The organism is Endozoicomonas sp. 4G, from assembly GCF_023822025.1.
GTDB lineage: Bacteria > Pseudomonadota > Gammaproteobacteria > Pseudomonadales > Endozoicomonadaceae > Endozoicomonas_A.
Genome location: NZ_CP082909.1, coordinates 800610 through 817606, shown reverse-complemented (window position 1 = coordinate 817606; position 16997 = coordinate 800610). Strand labels below are relative to the sequence as shown.

General features: G+C 48.8%; 17 protein-coding genes. 11 read left to right on the top strand and 6 right to left on the bottom strand.

Annotated elements, in window-relative coordinates; genetic code table 11:
• Positions 1-3 precede the first annotated feature (3 nt).
• Genes K7B67_RS03075 through K7B67_RS03065 form a run of 3 tightly spaced genes read left to right on the top strand, consistent with a single transcriptional unit; the run spans position 4 to position 4911 of the window.
• On the top strand, positions 4-2040 hold the full coding sequence (locus K7B67_RS03075) for a biotin carboxylase N-terminal domain-containing protein (protein ID WP_252178912.1): 2037 nt from the start codon (positions 4-6) through the stop codon (positions 2038-2040).
• Positions 2024-2956 (top strand): hydroxymethylglutaryl-CoA lyase, encoded by a 933-nt coding sequence (locus K7B67_RS03070; RefSeq protein ID WP_252178911.1) that lies wholly within the window; start codon positions 2024-2026, stop codon positions 2954-2956. Before K7B67_RS03075 ends, K7B67_RS03070 begins: the two co-directional genes overlap by 17 nt.
• Positions 2953-4911, top strand: coding sequence for an acetoacetate--CoA ligase (locus K7B67_RS03065; protein ID WP_252178910.1), 1959 nt, complete (start codon positions 2953-2955; stop codon positions 4909-4911). Before K7B67_RS03070 ends, K7B67_RS03065 begins: the two co-directional genes overlap by 4 nt.
• Before the next feature lie 61 nt (positions 4912-4972).
• Here the strand turns inward: K7B67_RS03065 and K7B67_RS03060 are convergent, their stop codons facing one another.
• Positions 4973-5557 carry a hemerythrin domain-containing protein gene (locus K7B67_RS03060; RefSeq protein ID WP_252178909.1) on the bottom strand — a complete coding sequence of 195 codons (585 nt, stop codon included), beginning with the start codon at positions 5555-5557 and terminating at the stop codon, positions 4973-4975.
• Between the two features lie 397 nt (positions 5558-5954).
• On the opposite strand from K7B67_RS03060, the gene K7B67_RS03055 reads away from it, so the two are divergent.
• Positions 5955-7448 (top strand): CoA-acylating methylmalonate-semialdehyde dehydrogenase, encoded by a 1494-nt coding sequence (locus K7B67_RS03055; RefSeq protein WP_252178908.1) that lies wholly within the window; start codon positions 5955-5957, stop codon positions 7446-7448.
• Between the two features lie 87 nt (positions 7449-7535).
• On the opposite strand, the gene ald is transcribed toward K7B67_RS03055, so the two are convergent.
• On the bottom strand, positions 7536-8657 hold the full coding sequence (gene ald / locus K7B67_RS03050) for an alanine dehydrogenase (protein ID WP_252178907.1): 1122 nt from the start codon (positions 8655-8657) through the stop codon (positions 7536-7538).
• 288 nt (positions 8658-8945) lie between these two features.
• Between ald and K7B67_RS03045 the strand changes: the two genes are divergently transcribed.
• The 4 genes from K7B67_RS03045 to K7B67_RS03030 all read left to right on the top strand — a co-directional run bounded on the left by K7B67_RS03045 (position 8946) and on the right by K7B67_RS03030 (position 11576).
• The gene (locus tag K7B67_RS03045; protein WP_252178906.1) at positions 8946-9368 is read left to right on the top strand and encodes a DUF3301 domain-containing protein; all 423 of its coding nucleotides are present in this window, start codon (positions 8946-8948) and stop codon (positions 9366-9368) included.
• A 57-nt stretch (positions 9369-9425) separates the two neighbouring features.
• Complete coding sequence (gene yeiP / locus K7B67_RS03040; RefSeq protein ID WP_252178905.1) at positions 9426-9992, top strand: elongation factor P-like protein YeiP; 567 nt, start codon at positions 9426-9428, stop codon at positions 9990-9992.
• A 382-nt stretch (positions 9993-10374) separates the two neighbouring features.
• Positions 10375-10863 carry a hypothetical protein gene (locus K7B67_RS03035; protein ID WP_252178904.1) on the top strand — a complete coding sequence of 163 codons (489 nt, stop codon included), beginning with the start codon at positions 10375-10377 and terminating at the stop codon, positions 10861-10863.
• Between the two features lie 107 nt (positions 10864-10970).
• Positions 10971-11576 (top strand): DUF416 family protein, encoded by a 606-nt coding sequence (locus K7B67_RS03030; protein ID WP_252178903.1) that lies wholly within the window; start codon positions 10971-10973, stop codon positions 11574-11576.
• A gap of 4 nt (positions 11577-11580) precedes the next feature.
• Here the strand turns inward: K7B67_RS03030 and K7B67_RS03025 are convergent, their stop codons facing one another.
• Positions 11581-12687 carry a hypothetical protein gene (locus tag K7B67_RS03025; protein WP_252178902.1) on the bottom strand — a complete coding sequence of 369 codons (1107 nt, stop codon included), beginning with the start codon at positions 12685-12687 and terminating at the stop codon, positions 11581-11583.
• Positions 12688-12812: 125 nt separating this feature from the next.
• Positions 12813-13208 (bottom strand): hypothetical protein, encoded by a 396-nt coding sequence (locus K7B67_RS03020; RefSeq protein ID WP_252178901.1) that lies wholly within the window; start codon positions 13206-13208, stop codon positions 12813-12815.
• A 98-nt stretch (positions 13209-13306) separates the two neighbouring features.
• Between K7B67_RS03020 and K7B67_RS03015 the strand changes: the two genes are divergently transcribed.
• From K7B67_RS03015 to K7B67_RS03005, 3 genes are all read left to right on the top strand, one after another.
• Positions 13307-13507, top strand: coding sequence for a DUF2788 domain-containing protein (locus K7B67_RS03015; RefSeq protein ID WP_252178900.1), 201 nt, complete (start codon positions 13307-13309; stop codon positions 13505-13507).
• A gap of 16 nt (positions 13508-13523) precedes the next feature.
• A complete protein-coding gene (locus tag K7B67_RS03010; protein WP_252178899.1) occupies positions 13524-14234 on the top strand; it encodes a pseudouridine synthase in 711 nt (236 codons plus the stop codon).
• Between the two features lie 72 nt (positions 14235-14306).
• Complete coding sequence (locus K7B67_RS03005; protein WP_252178898.1) at positions 14307-14681, top strand: VanZ family protein; 375 nt, start codon at positions 14307-14309, stop codon at positions 14679-14681.
• Here K7B67_RS03005 and K7B67_RS03000 read toward each other — a convergent pair.
• Together K7B67_RS03000 and K7B67_RS02995 are read right to left on the bottom strand one after the other, a co-directional pair.
• Positions 14668-16065, bottom strand: a complete 1398-nt coding sequence (locus tag K7B67_RS03000) for an ATP-binding protein (RefSeq protein WP_252178897.1) — start codon at positions 16063-16065, stop codon at positions 14668-14670. The genes K7B67_RS03005 and K7B67_RS03000 overlap by 14 nt on opposite strands.
• Entirely contained in the window at positions 16062-16760 is a 699-nt protein-coding gene (locus tag K7B67_RS02995; RefSeq protein ID WP_252178896.1) for a response regulator, read from the bottom strand. Before K7B67_RS02995 ends, K7B67_RS03000 begins: the two co-directional genes overlap by 4 nt.
• Positions 16761-16997: the final 237 nt, after the last annotated feature.

Sequence of the window (16997 nt, the reverse complement as noted above, 5' to 3'; positions counted from 1 at the left end):
GCCATGAGCGAGAAGACAGCCGTGAGCGAGAAGACAGCCATGCGTTCTAACAACAACCTCAAGAGTGTCAAACATTTCGATAAAATCCTGATTGCCAACCGGGGTGAAATCGCCTGTCGGGTAATAAAAACTGCCAAGAAACTGGGCATTACAACAGTTGCCGTCTATTCCGATGCAGATTACCAGGCTCTTCATAAAAATCTGGCCGATGAGGCTTACTACATTGGCCCCTCACCCGCACCGGAAAGCTACCTGTGCACTGACAAACTGATTGAAGTAGTCAAACAATCCGGCGCTCAGGCAGTGCACCCCGGCTATGGTTTTCTGTCAGAAAATGCCGACTTTGCAAAAGCCTGTCATGATGCTGGTATTCACTTTATTGGCCCCGGATATCAAGCCATCAAAGCCATGGGATCAAAAAGTGAAGCCAAAGCCCTGATGGAAAAAGCCGGTGTCCCGGTTTGTCCCGGTTATCATGGTTCCGATCAGTCTGATGAAACTCTGACCCTGGAGGCAAAGCGCATCGGTTACCCCCTGATGGTCAAAGCGGCACTGGGTGGTGGCGGCAAGGGCATGAGAATTATTGAACATTCAGACCAGTTGCAGGAAGGCCTTCAGGCTGCCCGGAGAGAGGCCCTGAAAAGCTTTGGCGATGACCACCTGCTGCTGGAGTCGTATATCAGCCAGCCTCGTCATGTGGAAGTTCAGATCTTTTTTGATCAAAACAATGAAGGTGTTTATCTCTTCGACCGTGACTGCTCTCTGCAGCGTCGTCACCAGAAAGTCATCGAAGAAGCCCCCGCCCCCAATCTTTCTGATGCCATGCGAAAAAGTATGGGAGAGGCCGCAGTCGCAGCTGGTAAGGCAATACAGTATCAGGGAGCTGGTACGGTTGAGTTCCTGGTTGATAATGAACGTTTCTATTTCATGGAAATGAATACCCGGCTTCAGGTTGAACATCCGGTCACTGAGGCCATTACCGGACAGGATCTGGTTGAATGGCAACTGGCGATTGCCGCTGGTGCCTCCTTACCTCTGGCCCAGGATCAACTGCAATGTCATGGTCATGCTCTTGAGGCTCGAATTTATGCTGAAAGCCCCGGTCATGACTTTTTACCTTCCTCCGGGAAAATCATGGACTTGCAATGGCCTCAGGCCGTGAATCATGTCCGCATCGATACCGGCATACAACAGGGTGACCATATCTCCAGCCACTATGATCCGATGCTGGCAAAACTGGTGGTCTGGGCTGAAAGTCGTGAAGCGGCTATTGATAAAATGTCCCGGGCTTTGTCTGACTACCAACAGACTGGCTTAAGTGATAACCGGGATTTTCTGTTGCATCTGATCAATGAGCCTGCTTTTAGACAGGCTGAGTTATCCACACATTTCATTCATCAGCACCCACCTGAAACAGAGTTGGATCATGATCAGTTAAGAATGTCATTGATGGCCGGAGCCCTGTATCAATTCCATCAATCTCAATACGAAGGATCATTACCCGCTGCTGAATCGCCCTATCAGACGACTCTGTTCCTGAACCACCAACCCTACCCGATTTCACTGGAAAAAGAGTCCGAAGGGTTCAGGGTGAGTCTGACTGATGGCTATTGTCAGGCTGATATTCACTGGTATGAGGCCGAGTCAGGTTGTTTGTCCGGACAACTGTCTATTGGCCATCACACGCCGCCTTCTACAGTACAATGTCGTGCAGTCCCACTGCCTGAAGCCAGGCTAAAAATATTCTTCCCTGACTTCAGCGTTGAGTTAAGCCTTTCAGGACAATGCCTGGCTGCTCACGATGGCTCTGAAGCGATGGCTGCGCCTATGAACGGAACCGTCAGCTCAGTGATGGTGACAGAAGGACAACAGGTTCATGCCGGAACCCCTCTGCTGGTCATGGAAGCCATGAAAATGGAACACACCGTTCATGCTCCCTGTAACGGAATCGTTGAGTCAATCTTTTACCAGACAGGCGACAGAGTAGATGCAGGCTCACCTCTTCTGGCGTTCAGGGAGGAACATGAAAATGCTGCCTGATTCTGTCCGCATTGTTGAAGTTGGAGCCCGTGACGGGCTTCAGAACCTGCCAACACCAGCAGCTCCGGAAATCCGTGCACAGCTGGTCGACTTGCTGTCTCAATCGGGTCTTCAACACATCGAAGCTGGCAGTTTTGTTTCCTCCAACCATGTTCCCCAGATGGCGGGTTCAGATCAGGTTTTTCAGGTTATTAAACGACAAAGTGACGTTGTTTATACGGCTTTAACCCCCAATCTCAGGGGGATGGAAGATGCGCTGAAATCAGGAGCAGATGAGGCGGCAGTGTTCGCCTCAGCTTCCGAAGGGTTCAGCCAGAAAAATATCAACTGTTCCATTGCCGAAAGTCTGAAACGCTTTGAGCCTGTTATGGAATTGGCCAGACAAAATAACATGCCAGTCAGGGGCTATGTTTCCTGCATTATCAGTTGTCCCTATGATGGCGCAACCACGCCTGAGCAAGTGGCCGAAGTCACCAAAGCCTTGTATCAAATGGGATGCTACGAAGTCTCTCTTGGTGATACGGTAGGTACAGGAACGCCTTTACAGATTAAAAAAGTATTAGAAGCCTGTTGTCGTAAAGTGCCCATGGCACATCTTGCCGCCCACTACCACAACACTTATGGACAGGCATTGGCCAATATTTACGCCTCCCTTGAGGAAGGTCTGGCGGTAGTGGATTCGGCGGTTGCCGGTCTGGGTGGCTGTCCCTACGCACCGGGAGCCTCTGGCAATGTCGCCACGGAAGATGTGCTCTATTTAATGACAGGCCTGAACATTAAAACCGGCGTACAGATGGAAAAGCTTCTGGAAGCGGCTGCCTTTATCTGCCAGCAACTGGGCATCGGTTCACGCTCGAATACTGGACTGGCCCTAAAAGAACAATCTAAAAGAACAATAAAACAGGATCGAATATGACGCAGCTCTGGACACCGGACGAGAGCCAGGTTCAATCATCAAATCTTTATGCATTCATTCAGTCCGTCAATAACAGCAGCACTCAGGAGCTGACGGACTTCCACTCCCTGTATAACTGGAGTATCAAGGATCGTTATGCTTTCTGGGAAAGCCTGACAAAATTTGTCGATATTCAATTTCATAAGCCTCCTTCTACGATCTGCATTAATGACCACATGCCAGGGGCAAAGTGGTTCCCGGACTCGACACTTAACTATGCAGAACACCTGCTTCGTCATGGCAAAGATGCTGAGAAGGCCGCCAAAGATGCGTTGATTTTCAGGCGAGAGGATGGCCTGCGTACCTCATTGAGTTATGGTGAGCTGGTTAAAGCAGTTGCGGCGGCACAATCTGGACTCAAGGCAGTTGGTATCACCAAAGGCGACAGAGTGGCTGCTTTTATGCCCAACTGCCCCGAAACCCTGATTATGATGCTGGCAACCACTGCCCTGGGGGCTACCTGGTCCTCCTGCTCGCCAGATTTTGGTATTCAGGGTGTTCTGGATCGTTTTGGGCAAATCACGCCAAAACTACTGCTCAGCATTGACGGTTATTTTTATGGTGGCAAGCCGATTCAATGTCTGGAAAAAGTTCAATCGATTCAGGAACAAATCCCTTCCATTGAACAGACCGTCATTGTGCCATTCCTGAACGGTGATGCCGATATCAGTGCCCTGACTTCATCCACTTTATACGACGATTTTATTGTTCCAGATGGCGATACACCTGAGTTTGTCGCGGTAGATTTTAACCATCCTTTATTTATTATGTATTCCTCCGGCACCACAGGAGCACCCAAGTGCATCGTACATGGACACGGCGGAACCCTTTTACAGCACCTGAAGGAGCTGTCTTTACATACTGATGTAAAACCCGAAGATACTTTCTTCTACTTTTCTACCTGCGGCTGGATGATGTGGAACTGGCTGGCTTCTTCTCTGGCATTGGGAGCCACTGTCGTTCTTTATGAGGGCTCCCCCTTTTATCCTGAGCCTCGAAGCCTTATGGATATGGCTGAACAAGAAGGCATCACTATTTTCGGGACCAGTGCAAAATACATTGCCGCACTGGAAAAGGCCGGGGTCAAACCGGCTGAATCTCACGCTCTGCCAAAACTGAAGACTATTCTCTCTACCGGCTCCCCTTTGCTTCACGAGAGTTTTGATTACGTATACCGGGACATCAAAAATGACCTTTGTCTGTCCTCCATTTCCGGTGGCACCGATATCATTTCCTGCTTTGCCCTGGGCTGCCCCACCTTGCCGGTGAATAAGGGAGAGCTTCAGTGTCGTGGGTTAGGAATGGACGTGCAATTTGTGAACCCTGAAGGCCAGCCGCTGCAGGCAGAAAAAGGTGAGCTGACCTGTCAGCACAGTTTTCCTTCCATGCCCATTGGCTTCTGGAATGACCCTGAGAATAAAAAGTATCACAGAGCCTATTTCAATCAGTTCCCCGGAGTATGGGCCCATGGTGATTTTGGTGAGCTGACAGAAAACCAAGGAGTGATTATTCATGGCCGGGCAGATGCTGTCCTGAATCCGGGTGGTGTGAGAATCGGTACTGCCGAAATTTACCGGCAGGTTGAAAAAGTCGAAGGGGTACTCGAAAGTATTGCCATTGGCCAGGACTGGGAAGGCGATGTCAGGGTCGTTCTATTTGTTAAGTTACGAGAAGGCATCACGCTGGATAACGAACTTATCAGTGAAATAAAAAAGACCATTCGGGCCAATACCACGCCTCGTCACGTACCTGCGGTTATACTACAGACGCCGGATATTCCCAGAACCATCAGTGGCAAGATTGTTGAGCTGGCCGTCAGGGATGCTGTCCATGATAAACCGGTGGCCAATACCGATGCTTTGGCAAACCCGGAAGCTTTGGACTACTTCCGCAAACGACCAGAACTTCAGGATTAAAACACAGACTTCAGAAACCGCCGCCTCTGAGGGCAGAAACGTCCTCAGAGGCGGCGGTTTTTCAGTGTGCTTTGGCAACGACCTGGTCAACGGGAACTTCCACCACAAACTGATAGAGGTTTTCATAGGACTCCCAGGTATGGGACCCGAACAGAGGATCTGGCGTCCCTTTCAGAGCCTCGCCTACCTGACTGAAGTCTTCTTCCGTCAGAATGGCTTTCATTGCCGGAATCAAAACCCTGTTTTCTTTCCTTATATGAGTTCTCTGCAACTCAACGTATTTTTGATAATCCGCCAACAGCTGATTGACCGGGATAATCTGATCCATAGCCAACGCATTGAAACGTTCTATCAAACTGGTGGTTAACTGACGTATTTCTTTATGTTCAGCCTCTACTTCTGCCATGACGGCGCGCTGGCTGGCATCGGTCAGTCTCGGACGAAGACGGGACAGTAATCGGGACTCCAGTGGGTGATGGAAGCAGTCCGGGTAATGATGCAGGTAATCCAGAGCATCAAGGATCAACCAGACTTTGGGAGTATGCTCGCTATCATCCCTGTACCCGGATACTTCGTAATCCAGACAATCGAGCAGGCGCAAAAGGTGTTCATGATCCTTCACGAGTCTATCGATCAGTAACGACATAGCACTCTTCCTCTCTTGTTCTTCTTGTTATGAAATGCCGACCCTGCAAAAAGTCTTAACAGACCTTAAAGCATTCAGGCATTTCAACCCCGGACTCCAGGAGGATGAGACAGCCCCCTGTTGAGTCATGGGAATGAAAACACTCTCACATTGTGAGAGCTGGATCTATTCTATTTACAGAACATTTCCAAAAAATGTCTTCATGCCTCATCTTGTTACTTTTCCATTCAGTATGCTCAACACCCCTTTGAATCGGTATCCGGTAACCGCCGGGAGGGAGTTTCTCATGAATTCATGGTGCTCAGCCCTTCATGTGGAGACTGAATTCCCGTAACCTTGAGAAGGTACTGGTTGCTACTGTAAACAATAAAAGTAATGAACTGTAAGGAGCCCTGACATGAGTGCTCAAATCAACCATTTCATCGCCGGTTTGCCCTCTGCCCCCAGCGTACGACAGCTGCCCGTTTTTAACCCTGCGACCGGCCAACAGGAAGCTTCTGTCTCCATGGCCAGTGCCATGGAGGTCGAGGTTGCCATAGCCACTGCCAAACAGGCGTTTGCCCAGTGGCGAAATGTCACACCGCTGAAACGGGCAAGACTTCTCTTCAAATTCAGGGAGCTGGTTGAACGACACCGTGATGAACTGGCTGAAATGCTGACCAGAGAACACGGAAAGGTTCTGGAAGATGCCCATGGCGATATCACCCGAGGATTGGAAGTCGTAGAATTCGCCTGTGGTATTCCTCATCTGCTGAAAGGAGAACACACTGAAAATGTCGGAACGGATGTGGATGCCTGGTCTATCAGCCAACCCCTGGGAGTGGTGGCCGGAATCACACCGTTTAACTTCCCGGCCATGGTGCCCATGTGGATGTTCCCCCTGGCTATTGCCTGCGGTAACACCTTTATTCTCAAACCTTCAGAAAAAGCCCCCTCCGTTCCTTTTCGTCTGGCTGAACTGATGAAAGAAGCCGGTCTTCCCGATGGTGTTCTGAATGTAATCAACGGTGATAAGGAAGCGGTGGATACTATCCTCACCTCCAGAGATATTCAGGCTGTCAGTTTTGTTGGCTCCACGCCCGTTGCCGAGTACATCTATCAGACGGGTTGCCACTATGGCAAGCGGGTTCAGGCTCTGGGTGGCGCTAAAAACCACATGGTGATTATGCCAGATGCTGATCTTGATCAGGCCGTTGATGCGCTGGTAGGGGCCGCTTACGGCTCTGCCGGCGAACGCTGTATGGCTATTTCTGTTGCGGTGGCTGTGGGTGATGTGGCGGATGCACTGATTGAGCGTCTGGCCCCACGGGTAAAAGCCTTGAAAGTAGGTAATGGTCTAGCGTCTGGTATTGAGCTGGGGCCACTGATCAGCCAGGAGCATCGTAGCAAGGTATCAGGTTATGTTGACGCCGGTATTGCCCAGGGCGCCAAACTGGTGGTAGACGGCAGACATTGTGCCGTTGAAGGCCATGAAGAAGGATACTTTCTCGGCGGCTGCCTGTTTGATAATGTCACCACCGATATGTCCATTTACCGGGAGGAGATATTTGGACCGGTACTGTCAGTGGTGCGAGTACCGGATTATGAGACAGCGGTCACCTTGATCAATGATCATGAATACGGCAATGGTACTGCAATCTTTACTCGCGACGGTGACAGTGCCCGACAGTTTGCCCATGATATCCAGATCGGCATGGTCGGTATTAATGTGCCCATCCCTGTGCCTATGTCATTCCACAGTTTTGGCGGCTGGAAGCGCTCTCTGTTTGGCCCACTGCATATGCACGGCATGGAAGGTGTGAAGTTTTATACCCGCCGCAAAGCGATTACTTCCCGTTGGCCAACCGGAATAAGGGCGGGTGCGGAGTTTGTCATTCCCACCATGAAATGAGTTGTTTGAGACAATAGATGCCACCTTCAACTTTAAACTCTGGCTGCCATATGCAAACCAGAGTTTTCAGTTCAGTTCATCTGTAAATCAGATTTCAGACAGCATTTCAGAAGCTGATCTATAGTTCAGGTTTTGCACCTGGGCAACACTCTCACAGGTCACCACACCTTTGCAGACATTCAGACCTTCCAGCAGGTGTGGGTTATCCTCCAACGCTTTGCGGGTACCCTTATTGGCAATGTCTACAACATAAGGCAGGGTTGCATTGGTCAGAGCCACCGTTGATGTTCTGGCCACAGCACCGGGCATGTTAGCCACACAATAATGAACAACACCGTCCACGATGAAGGTAGGGTCATCATGAGTAGTCGGTCTGGATGTTTCAACACACCCCCCCTGATCAATAGCAACGTCAACAATGACAGAACCACGCTTCATGCGGCTGATGAGATCTTTGCTTACCAGTTTTGGCGCCGCAGCACCTGGCAGCAGGACACCACCTACCAGCAGATCAGCGGTCAGTGCATGCTCTTCAATCGAGTGATGAGTAGAAAATACGGTTTTGATCCGGTTGCCGTAACGGGCATCCAGCTGTCTCAGGGTGTCGACAGAGCGATCCAGAACCACAACATCGGCCCCCATGCCAACAGCCATAGCGGTCGCATTTTGACCCACAACACCGCCACCAATAATAACAACCTTCGCAGGATCTACGCCGGGAACACCGCCCATCAGTACGCCACGACCTGACTGGGACTTCTCAAGGCAGTGAGCACCGGCCTGAATAGACATACGACCTGCGACTTCTGACATGGGAGCCAGCAAAGGTAGACGACCATTAGCATCTGTTACCGTTTCATAAGCGATGCAGGTCGCTCCGGACTCAATCAGATCCTGAGTCTGAGGAACGTCAGGAGCCAGATGGAGGTAAGTAAAGAGGGTATGGTGAGGACGCAGCCTTGCTCTTTCAACGGCCTGAGGTTCCTTGACCTTAACAATCAGCTCAGCCTGTTCGAACACAGCCTCGGCGGTGTCAACAAGAGTCGCTCCGGCATTCTTATAACAATCATTGGTGAAACCGATGCCTGCTCCGGCATTCATCTCAACAATCACTTTATGTCCCTGTTCCACGAGCTCCTGAACTGCAGCAGGTGTTAACCCAACTCGATACTCATGGTTTTTTATTTCTTTTGGCACACCTACCAACATATATTTCTCCAACCTTGGCTTTGCCTGATGAATTTATTCCAGTATACGGCTCAAACACCAGTTAATAATTTTTAATTTAAATTTTTTTCAGGATATGTTTCCAAAAAAAACCCAACATCACAAATAAAATCACCAAAACCCGGAAAGGTGTAAAAAATCAACTAACTGCACAGAACGTCAGGGAACATGACTCTTGGAGATTAACTCGTAGAAATCATCTGAAGGAACCACAAAAGAAACGCTTGAGACGTAGCTTTTATTCCTTGTCTGGCTATAAAATGCTCTCCCATGAACATTATCATCTGGATGCTAATCGGGACGGCTTTTGTCTGGTACTGGGCTGATACCACTAGAGCGCGAGAAATCGCCATCATGCATGGCAGACGTGCCTGCAAGGAAATGAACTTGCAGTTTCTTGATGGGACTGTGGTTCGTTACTCAACACGTTTTAAACGCGGCCCGGACGGTCAGATGCACCTTGCCAGGGATTTCAGCTTTGAATTCACGACTAATGGGAATCAGCGTTATCCGGGGCACATCGGTCTGATTGGCAAATACTTGCAAATAATGGATTTGCAGTACACTGGCTCTGAAGAGCAGCAAACTTCCAACCTGATCCTGTCTGCAGAGTATTCAGAGGATACTCAGCCCAAGAGTAGCACTCCGCCTAAAGTAGTCGATCTACAAAGTTACCGGGACAGGAGGCACTGACGTAGACATTTCTATCCTGTGATAGAATTCCTCCCCTTTGAACCGAGGTTGCAACAAATGGCCTACGCCAAAGATCTGAAAAAAGGTCAGATTGTTCAGATTGAAAACCAGTATTACATTGTCCGACAACAAGAAGCCAAGAGTCCATCTGCCCGTGGTGCCTCAACCCTCTACAAGTTTCGCTTCAACTCCGTTCCCGGTGGTCAGAAGCTGGAAATGACCTGCACTGGCGACGACCCATTTACTGATGTCGACCTACTTCGTAGAACGGTTTCATTTCTGTATCGCGAAGGGGATGAGTTTACCTTCATGGACAGTGAGGACTACAGCCAATATCTGGTAAATTCCAGCGCCATTAAAGAACAACTTCCCTATATGTCTGATGGCATGGAAGGACTGATCGCTCTCCTGGTGGATGGCCAGTTACTGGCCGTTGAACTGCCATCCTCCATCGCTCTTGAAATTGTTGACACTTCTCCTGCTATTAAAGGTGCTTCAGCAGCAGCTCGAACCAAAACAGCTGTACTGAGTACTGGCCTTGAAGTTCAGGTTCCGGAATACCTGAGTACGGGAGAAACCATCAAGATTAATACAGAAACTGGCAAGTTCATGTCCAGAGCGTAGGAGCCTGAGATCAGGCACCACCAGCCATGATTGAGAGCCCGAAACAGGCTCAAGATAACGAGCCTGTTTCCGATAAAGTCAGATACTGAGACTTTGTGTTTTTATAGCGTTCATCACGATCATTTTGAGAAATTATTTCACATTGTAATAATTAAGAAACACAAATATATTAAGTCGCTATATTGAACAGGAAACCCAAGACACTTTAGCCTGAACATGCTTAACTTAGAGGGCGAGGGTCTTTCTCTTGCCAGCATGGTGTATAGACTGGCAATATAATTTGAATAGAAGCGTTCCCAGTGCTTCACCAAGGATTATCACCATGAATGGAAGCAAGTCTTTTAACGACTGTCATAGAGGTTGCAAGTGGGGTTCATGCCTGATGGTGACTCTGTTTCCGCTTATGGCAATGTCGGACACAGAAGGTCATAACTCTTCTGGATTTTCCCTCTACAATACAGCCTACTCTGATGATATTTCAATCATTGACCCTTTCTCTGCCAGAACCATCAATCAATCAAAAAGCGTCAACAGAATGCCTGAACTCTCTATCAGGCAAAAATCTAAAATTAATCAGGAAGAAGTCAGTACTTTTGTATACGAAGCCATTAGCGATCCCAAAAAACTGGCTGAACAGGCAGCAGCCAGTGCCGCATTTCTCGGGCTCGACTACATAGGTGTAGCCAGACCTATCAAGGAAGGTATGGACTTCATCAAAGAAAAAACCCAGTTTAAGTTTGGAAAGTGCAGCAAGCTTCGATTCGACAGTAACGTAAAGGCAGAAACCTGCATGTTTGACAATTCCAGTATTGAACTCAATTCCGATTACGATCTGGATTCCTTTACTGTTAACTTCAAATGGCAACTTTAATCACAGAGCTTATCCCCCACCTGACTCCAGAACGTCTTCTTCGCAGTGCCTTTCAGGAATAATCCCGCTAAAATCCCTGCCCGGATATTCTGGCCTGAGGCTTCATCTTGAACACACATAGACAATACGCTCAGTTCCTGCGTCAACTGGACAAACTTTCAGCCTGGAAGCTCATAACAGTAGCCACTGCTGTCTCTGAAAGAAGCTGGCCCAACTTTGCCCTGTTTGCCGAACTGACAGAGTTTGGTCATCCCCAGGACGTTCGACACTGTCTGAATATGCTCTGGGATAACATCGCAGGCTATCAGTCCGCCAAAAACTTCGAGCGCCTTCTGGAGAAGCTTGAACCGAATGTGCCCGACCTTGACGGGTGTGAGATGTTTGGCGCTATTCCAGCTCACGACAGTGTGATCAGTACGATCTGCGCCGTTAACTGTGCCATGGAACCCGACGCCGGAGAAACAGCCAGCGCCCTGACACTTTCACTAAGCACCATCGGTAAATTTATCAAATACACAGAAGCGGAAGAGCTGAAAGGGACTGAACTACAGCAGTACGTTGAACAGCATGAACTGTATCAACAACAGATGGCGTTTATTCAGGAAGTATTGGATCAAATCAGCAAAAGCAAACAGAGCCCGGATGTTATGAAAAAGATCAGGGCTGTGGCCAGAAACGAAGGGATCAGTCACATTGGTATCAGCCTTGAGTGATCCATCACTTCGAATTATTGATGATATCCTTCAGCAATGAATAGATTCTACTTTGAGAGTTGGACATCGCATCAAAGTTCTGATTATACGACGCCATCGCACGCTGCAACTGGACTGTCTGCAACTGGTTGCTGCCAGTCAGATTTTCTTTTGCATTGTTAAGTGATGTTTTCAGCGAACCCCATTCCTCTGGTGTAAGCTGGCCTTTGCCACTGGCGTCAGTGTAATTGATCTTTAGCAGGTTACTGAGAATATCACGCTCTTCTTTAGTCAAGACCGGCATACCACCGGTCACTTCATTGGTGAAACTATTCTGAAAGGCCAGTTTTCGTGCTGCGTAGCCACTAAGGGTGACATTGGGGTCATTGGGATCCTTACGCGTCATCTGGTTAGTATTCACGCCATCGTACTCCCAGGAATGAAGCCCACCAGCCTCAAGCAGTACATAACCATCGTTACTGCCTGAGTCAAGGGTGGTGCCATTCAGATTGGGAGTGCCAATAACAGGTTTTGCTGTATTCAAATCAGTGACTGTGAGCCCCTGATTCCCCCTGGTGATGGTGATTCCAGTGATGTCAGCCAGACCTCCTGACAAATTGGACGGATCAAAGGGAGTCCCGGGCGCGGATGTTTTAAAAGTAATCTCAGTCCCGTCATCCAACACCATCGTCATATCATTCATAACCGGTATACCCACCTGACTGGTATCCGTAATGGAATCCTTAGCAACAGGTATTAAAGTCTGGTTCTGATAATTCAACTGATTGCCTTCAGCATCCACCAGGGTAAATGTCGTCTTACCATTAGCATCTGGCTGAATCGCAAGACCATAACCATTATCCAGCACAATATTGTTACCATTGGTGGTCCAGGTGGTTTGTGTGTACTGACTGGTGCCATACTGAGCGATATTGGACTTGTTAATCAGAGTGTTAACATTACCCAGTAGCTGATTAGACGTTTCTATCTCACCGACCAATCTGCGGACTTCTGAATCCAGCATATTTCCCCGCTCAAGGTAGACAGCTGAAACAAAGTCCTGCTGACTAAGCTGGGAAGCATCAACAACATTGATATTGTTATTACTGTTAACTCTATTAACGGTAGCCATGAAGAGCCGTCCCTGTCATCCATGTTATATTCGTTAAGAAGTAGCCACTGTCTCTGCCGGACCCGGCGACTCTTTTCAGACAATCCTTTCCAGACAATCCTTTCCAGACAATCCTTTCCAGACAATCAAACAAAGCCGGTTCGATGCCTTCTGCCCGAGGATCTTGATTTTGTCTTGGGTTTCAGCAGCCGGTTAGCCAGTCTGAGCTCTTTTCGTTTCAGTGCTGCCTCATGAGAAAGGTCACTCTTCAGCTCATCGTTGAACTTGATCAGCTCTTGGCGGGCTTTATGCTTGAAATGGTCAGGCCAGGCATCGCTATTGATAAACTCTCGGAGTTTCTTTTTATCCATACCAACAGAGTCCATAAAGTCTTTCTGCTGGTTAATGCCTGATTTGGCGGTCTTTACTGCAGCTTCGGATTCCTGTTGCACCAGCCAGGATGATTTCTTAAGTCTGGTGACATCAATCAGTCTGATACGGGAGGCCATGGGGTTTTCTCCTTTGTATTCTTTCCAGCTCAAGGTTACTTCCCATTGACAATGGCCGGTTCTTCTTATTTCAGTGTAGACATAGAATCCATCGGCGATAGAATGAGTACCCCTGTACGCTGGAGTAAAGTATGGATATAGACAATTTTGAAGGTTTGATGATGAAGGTCCTCCTGACTGGTCTGGTGCTGTTCATGGGGTTCATCGTCTACGATCTGGCTAAAAAATCAAAAGCTGGAAAGTTTGGTACATTCGTTCTTTTCGGTGCTTTATGCCTCGGAGTGCTGGGGTTTGTCATTAAGGGTATTCTGATGAAAACAATGGGCGGTTGATATGAGACGCCGCTCAATGTCAGATCACCCCCACCAGCCACCGGGTTCCCGAAAGAATAAAACGGAACCCACTTCCGCCCCCAGACTGATTCTTTTTAACAAGCCCTTCAATGTCCTGACTCAATTCACCGATTCTGAAGGGCGCGCCACGCTCAAGGACTACCTCCCTGTTCCTGATGTCTACCCTGCAGGTCGTCTGGACAGGGATAGCGAAGGACTGGTACTGCTCACCAACAATGGCCACATTCAACATCAGGTCAGCTCTCCCCTGCATAAGATGGAGAAAGTCTATTGGGTTCAGGTAGAAGGCATACCCGATGAACAGGCATTGGAGAAACTGAGGAAAGGCATTGAACTCAAGGATGGTATGACGCAACCTGCAAAAGCCAGAATCGTAGAAGCACCGGCAATCTGGCCAAGAACGCCACCCATCAGAGAGCGCAAGTCCATTCCTGACAGCTGGTTGGAGCTGACTATTCGTGAAGGGCGAAACAGGCAGGTTCGGCGCATGACCGCAGCCGTTGGCCACCCTACCCTGCGATTGATACGTTACCGTATAGGTGACTGGACACTGAATGGGCTCGAACCGGGAAACTGGAGCGAAATAGAGATACCTGATGCTTTAAAGGTACTCTTAACAAGCAATACGCCTATCAGAAAACGAACCAGTACCGACAACCATCGGTTTCAAAAAAAACGTTCGAACTATCACAGAAAAAAGCGCTGAGCGACAGCGCAAATCTATTTCGGCACATCAACTTCGGCACATCAACTTCGGCACATCAACAGGAAGGACTGCTTGAAAGCATTCATCAAAACTCACTACACAACACTGGCACGAACCGGCCTTTTGCTGAGCATGATCACTATCCTGGTTTTGTCCTTATTACCCGTGGATAAAGTGCCACTTTCCGGCATAAACGACAAACTTCAACATGCTGCTGGCTTCCTGATGTTGGCTTTTCTAATCGACGCCAGTTTTCCAAACCAGCCGTTCAACCTATGGAAAGTCACTAGCCTGATGGCCTACGGCCTGCTTATCGAACTACTGCAATTACAGACCGGGTACCGCTTTTTTTCTCTGGCTGACCTGGCCGCCGACCTCGCTGGAACTGCCCTGTACTTTTTAACGATTCCTGTCTGGAAACGTGTACCGGTACTCAACTGGCGCTGAGCTTATTTTCCAACGGCAGCCTGATCGTTACTTCAAGACCCGGATGGGCATTTCGGGCGGAGATGATACCACCATGATTGGCTATAGCGCCCATCGCTATGGCAGTCCCCAGTCCGAACCCGTCATTCTCCTTGCCCCGGGTTTCGTCCACCCTGAAGAAAGGTTCAAACATGGATTCCAGCACTTCTTCAGGAACACCCGGACCTTTGTCCCGCACTTTAATGATCAGGTTCTGATGAAGTTGTTCCAGAGTCACTTCAACGTTACTGCCTTGCGGAGTGAATCGGATGGCATTACGGATGATGTTTTCAGCAGCACTACTCAGCCAGTCACGGACCCCAACAATCTCTATGGGCTGGCTCTTAATCAGATCAACGCTTTTATTCTGAGCCTGGGCTTCAAAATTACCATCATCGACCAATTGCTTGAGAAGCTGCTCCAGATTAACCCGCTCACAGGCCACTTCACTCAAACCATGCTGAATACGGGAGAAACGAATAATCTCACCAATCAGCTCGTCAAGACGCTCAATCTCCCTTTCTATGCGTCCATGTTCAGCTTCCGCTTCGGGCGTTTTTCTTCGAGCCAGCGCCAAAGAAATCTGCAACCGGGTTAACGGAGAACGTAACTCATGAGAAACGTTTCTCAACAAAATTTCCTTATTATTGACCAGCGTCTCTAACTGCTCTGCCATGTGATCAAAGTCGCGGGCAAAGTCTCCCAGCTCATCACCTCTTTGCCGGACAGAGGCTTCTACCCGGGCAGAAAGCTCGCCCTTTGCCAGCCTCCTGGAGGTTCCCTGCAATCTTCTGATAGGGACTACCAGGTAGCGCGCCAGCATAATACAAAGCAAGAAACTCACCGCCAGCGCAATAATGACCACATGCCATTGCCGGGACAGAACCTTGGTGACTCGCCAGTGAACCAGCCTGGGCATTTCTTTGGTCAGAAACAGATCGTAAGGCACCCGTCCAATCCAGACGGTTCTGGGACCTACTACCACCACACCATCTCTGAAAGTAATGGTAGGTTCAGTGCGATCATGGGTTCGGTCATAAGCAGAGGTCAGCTCATCCGGAACAGCTCGTCTGCCCACTACATCACCGGCAGGATCAAAGAGGTAGAAATAACTTCCGCCGAACTGAGGAAAAGGGGTATGGGGCGCCCAACCAGAAGCCATGCGTTCCACTTTCCTGGAAACGATCTCCAGCTCACGAAACAGCTCTCTCCGCTCGGACAGAAAATCCGAAGGGTTCACCGTTATGGCTACCGCTATAACCATAGCTGCCATCATCGACAGCATGGTCAGCCAGAACCACAGGAACAGCTTCCAGAACAGGCTCTGAAACGGCCAGACCAGCATTCTTCGGATTTGTTTAATCATGGTCGTATATAGAAATAGCCCGCACCACGAACCGTTTTGATCCTGGGAGAACCATCCGGACGTGAGCCAATTTTCTTACGCACGTTGCTCACATGCATATCAATAGCACGATCATAAAGCGTCAGACGACGGTTCAATGCCAGCTGGGTCAACTCATCCCTGGAGATCAATTCGCCCGCTTTTTCAATCAAAGCCTTGAGCACCATAAATTCAGTCGCCGTTAGCTCAAGCAGGGTTTCACCCATTTTGGCTTCACGGTTTGCCAGGTTCAGAGTGATATCATCAATAGCAAGGACTTTATTACCCGCTTCAGCGCCGGATGTTCTGCCCCTTCTCAGGATGGCCTTGATTCTGGCAACCAGCTCACGATGGTTATAAGGCTTGGGCAGATAATCATCGGCTCCGATTTCCAGCCCGATGATGCGATCAACATCATCACCACGGGCGGTCAGCATCAATACCGGAATGTCAGACGTCTGACGGATTTTTTTCAGGACATCAAAACCGTTCAGTTTTGGCAGAGTCACATCCAGCAGAACCAGCTGATAATCACCTGAGAGAGCAGCTTTCGCTCCTGACTCTCCATCATGAACTGCGTTGACAGAATATCCTTCTGTGGCCAGATACTCGATCAACAGTTCACAGAGCTCAATATCATCGTCTATTAACAGAAGCTCTAGGTTTTCATTACTCATTGGCAGCTCCGTAATAAAAAAAGACCCCGCGGGGCAATGGCGGGGTTAAAGGTACAGCACAGGGCACACAATTTACAGAGAGTCTGTCAGCTGACAAGGCTTTCGTTTCAGTTGACCCTTTTCCTGTTGCCAGCCTTCAGCATTTAAACAATGGCTACAGTGTATTGAAGCCGGTATATACCTTGGGGTTAGAGTCAGTAAGCAGTCTGTAAAAAAAACATCTGATTTTAAATTTAG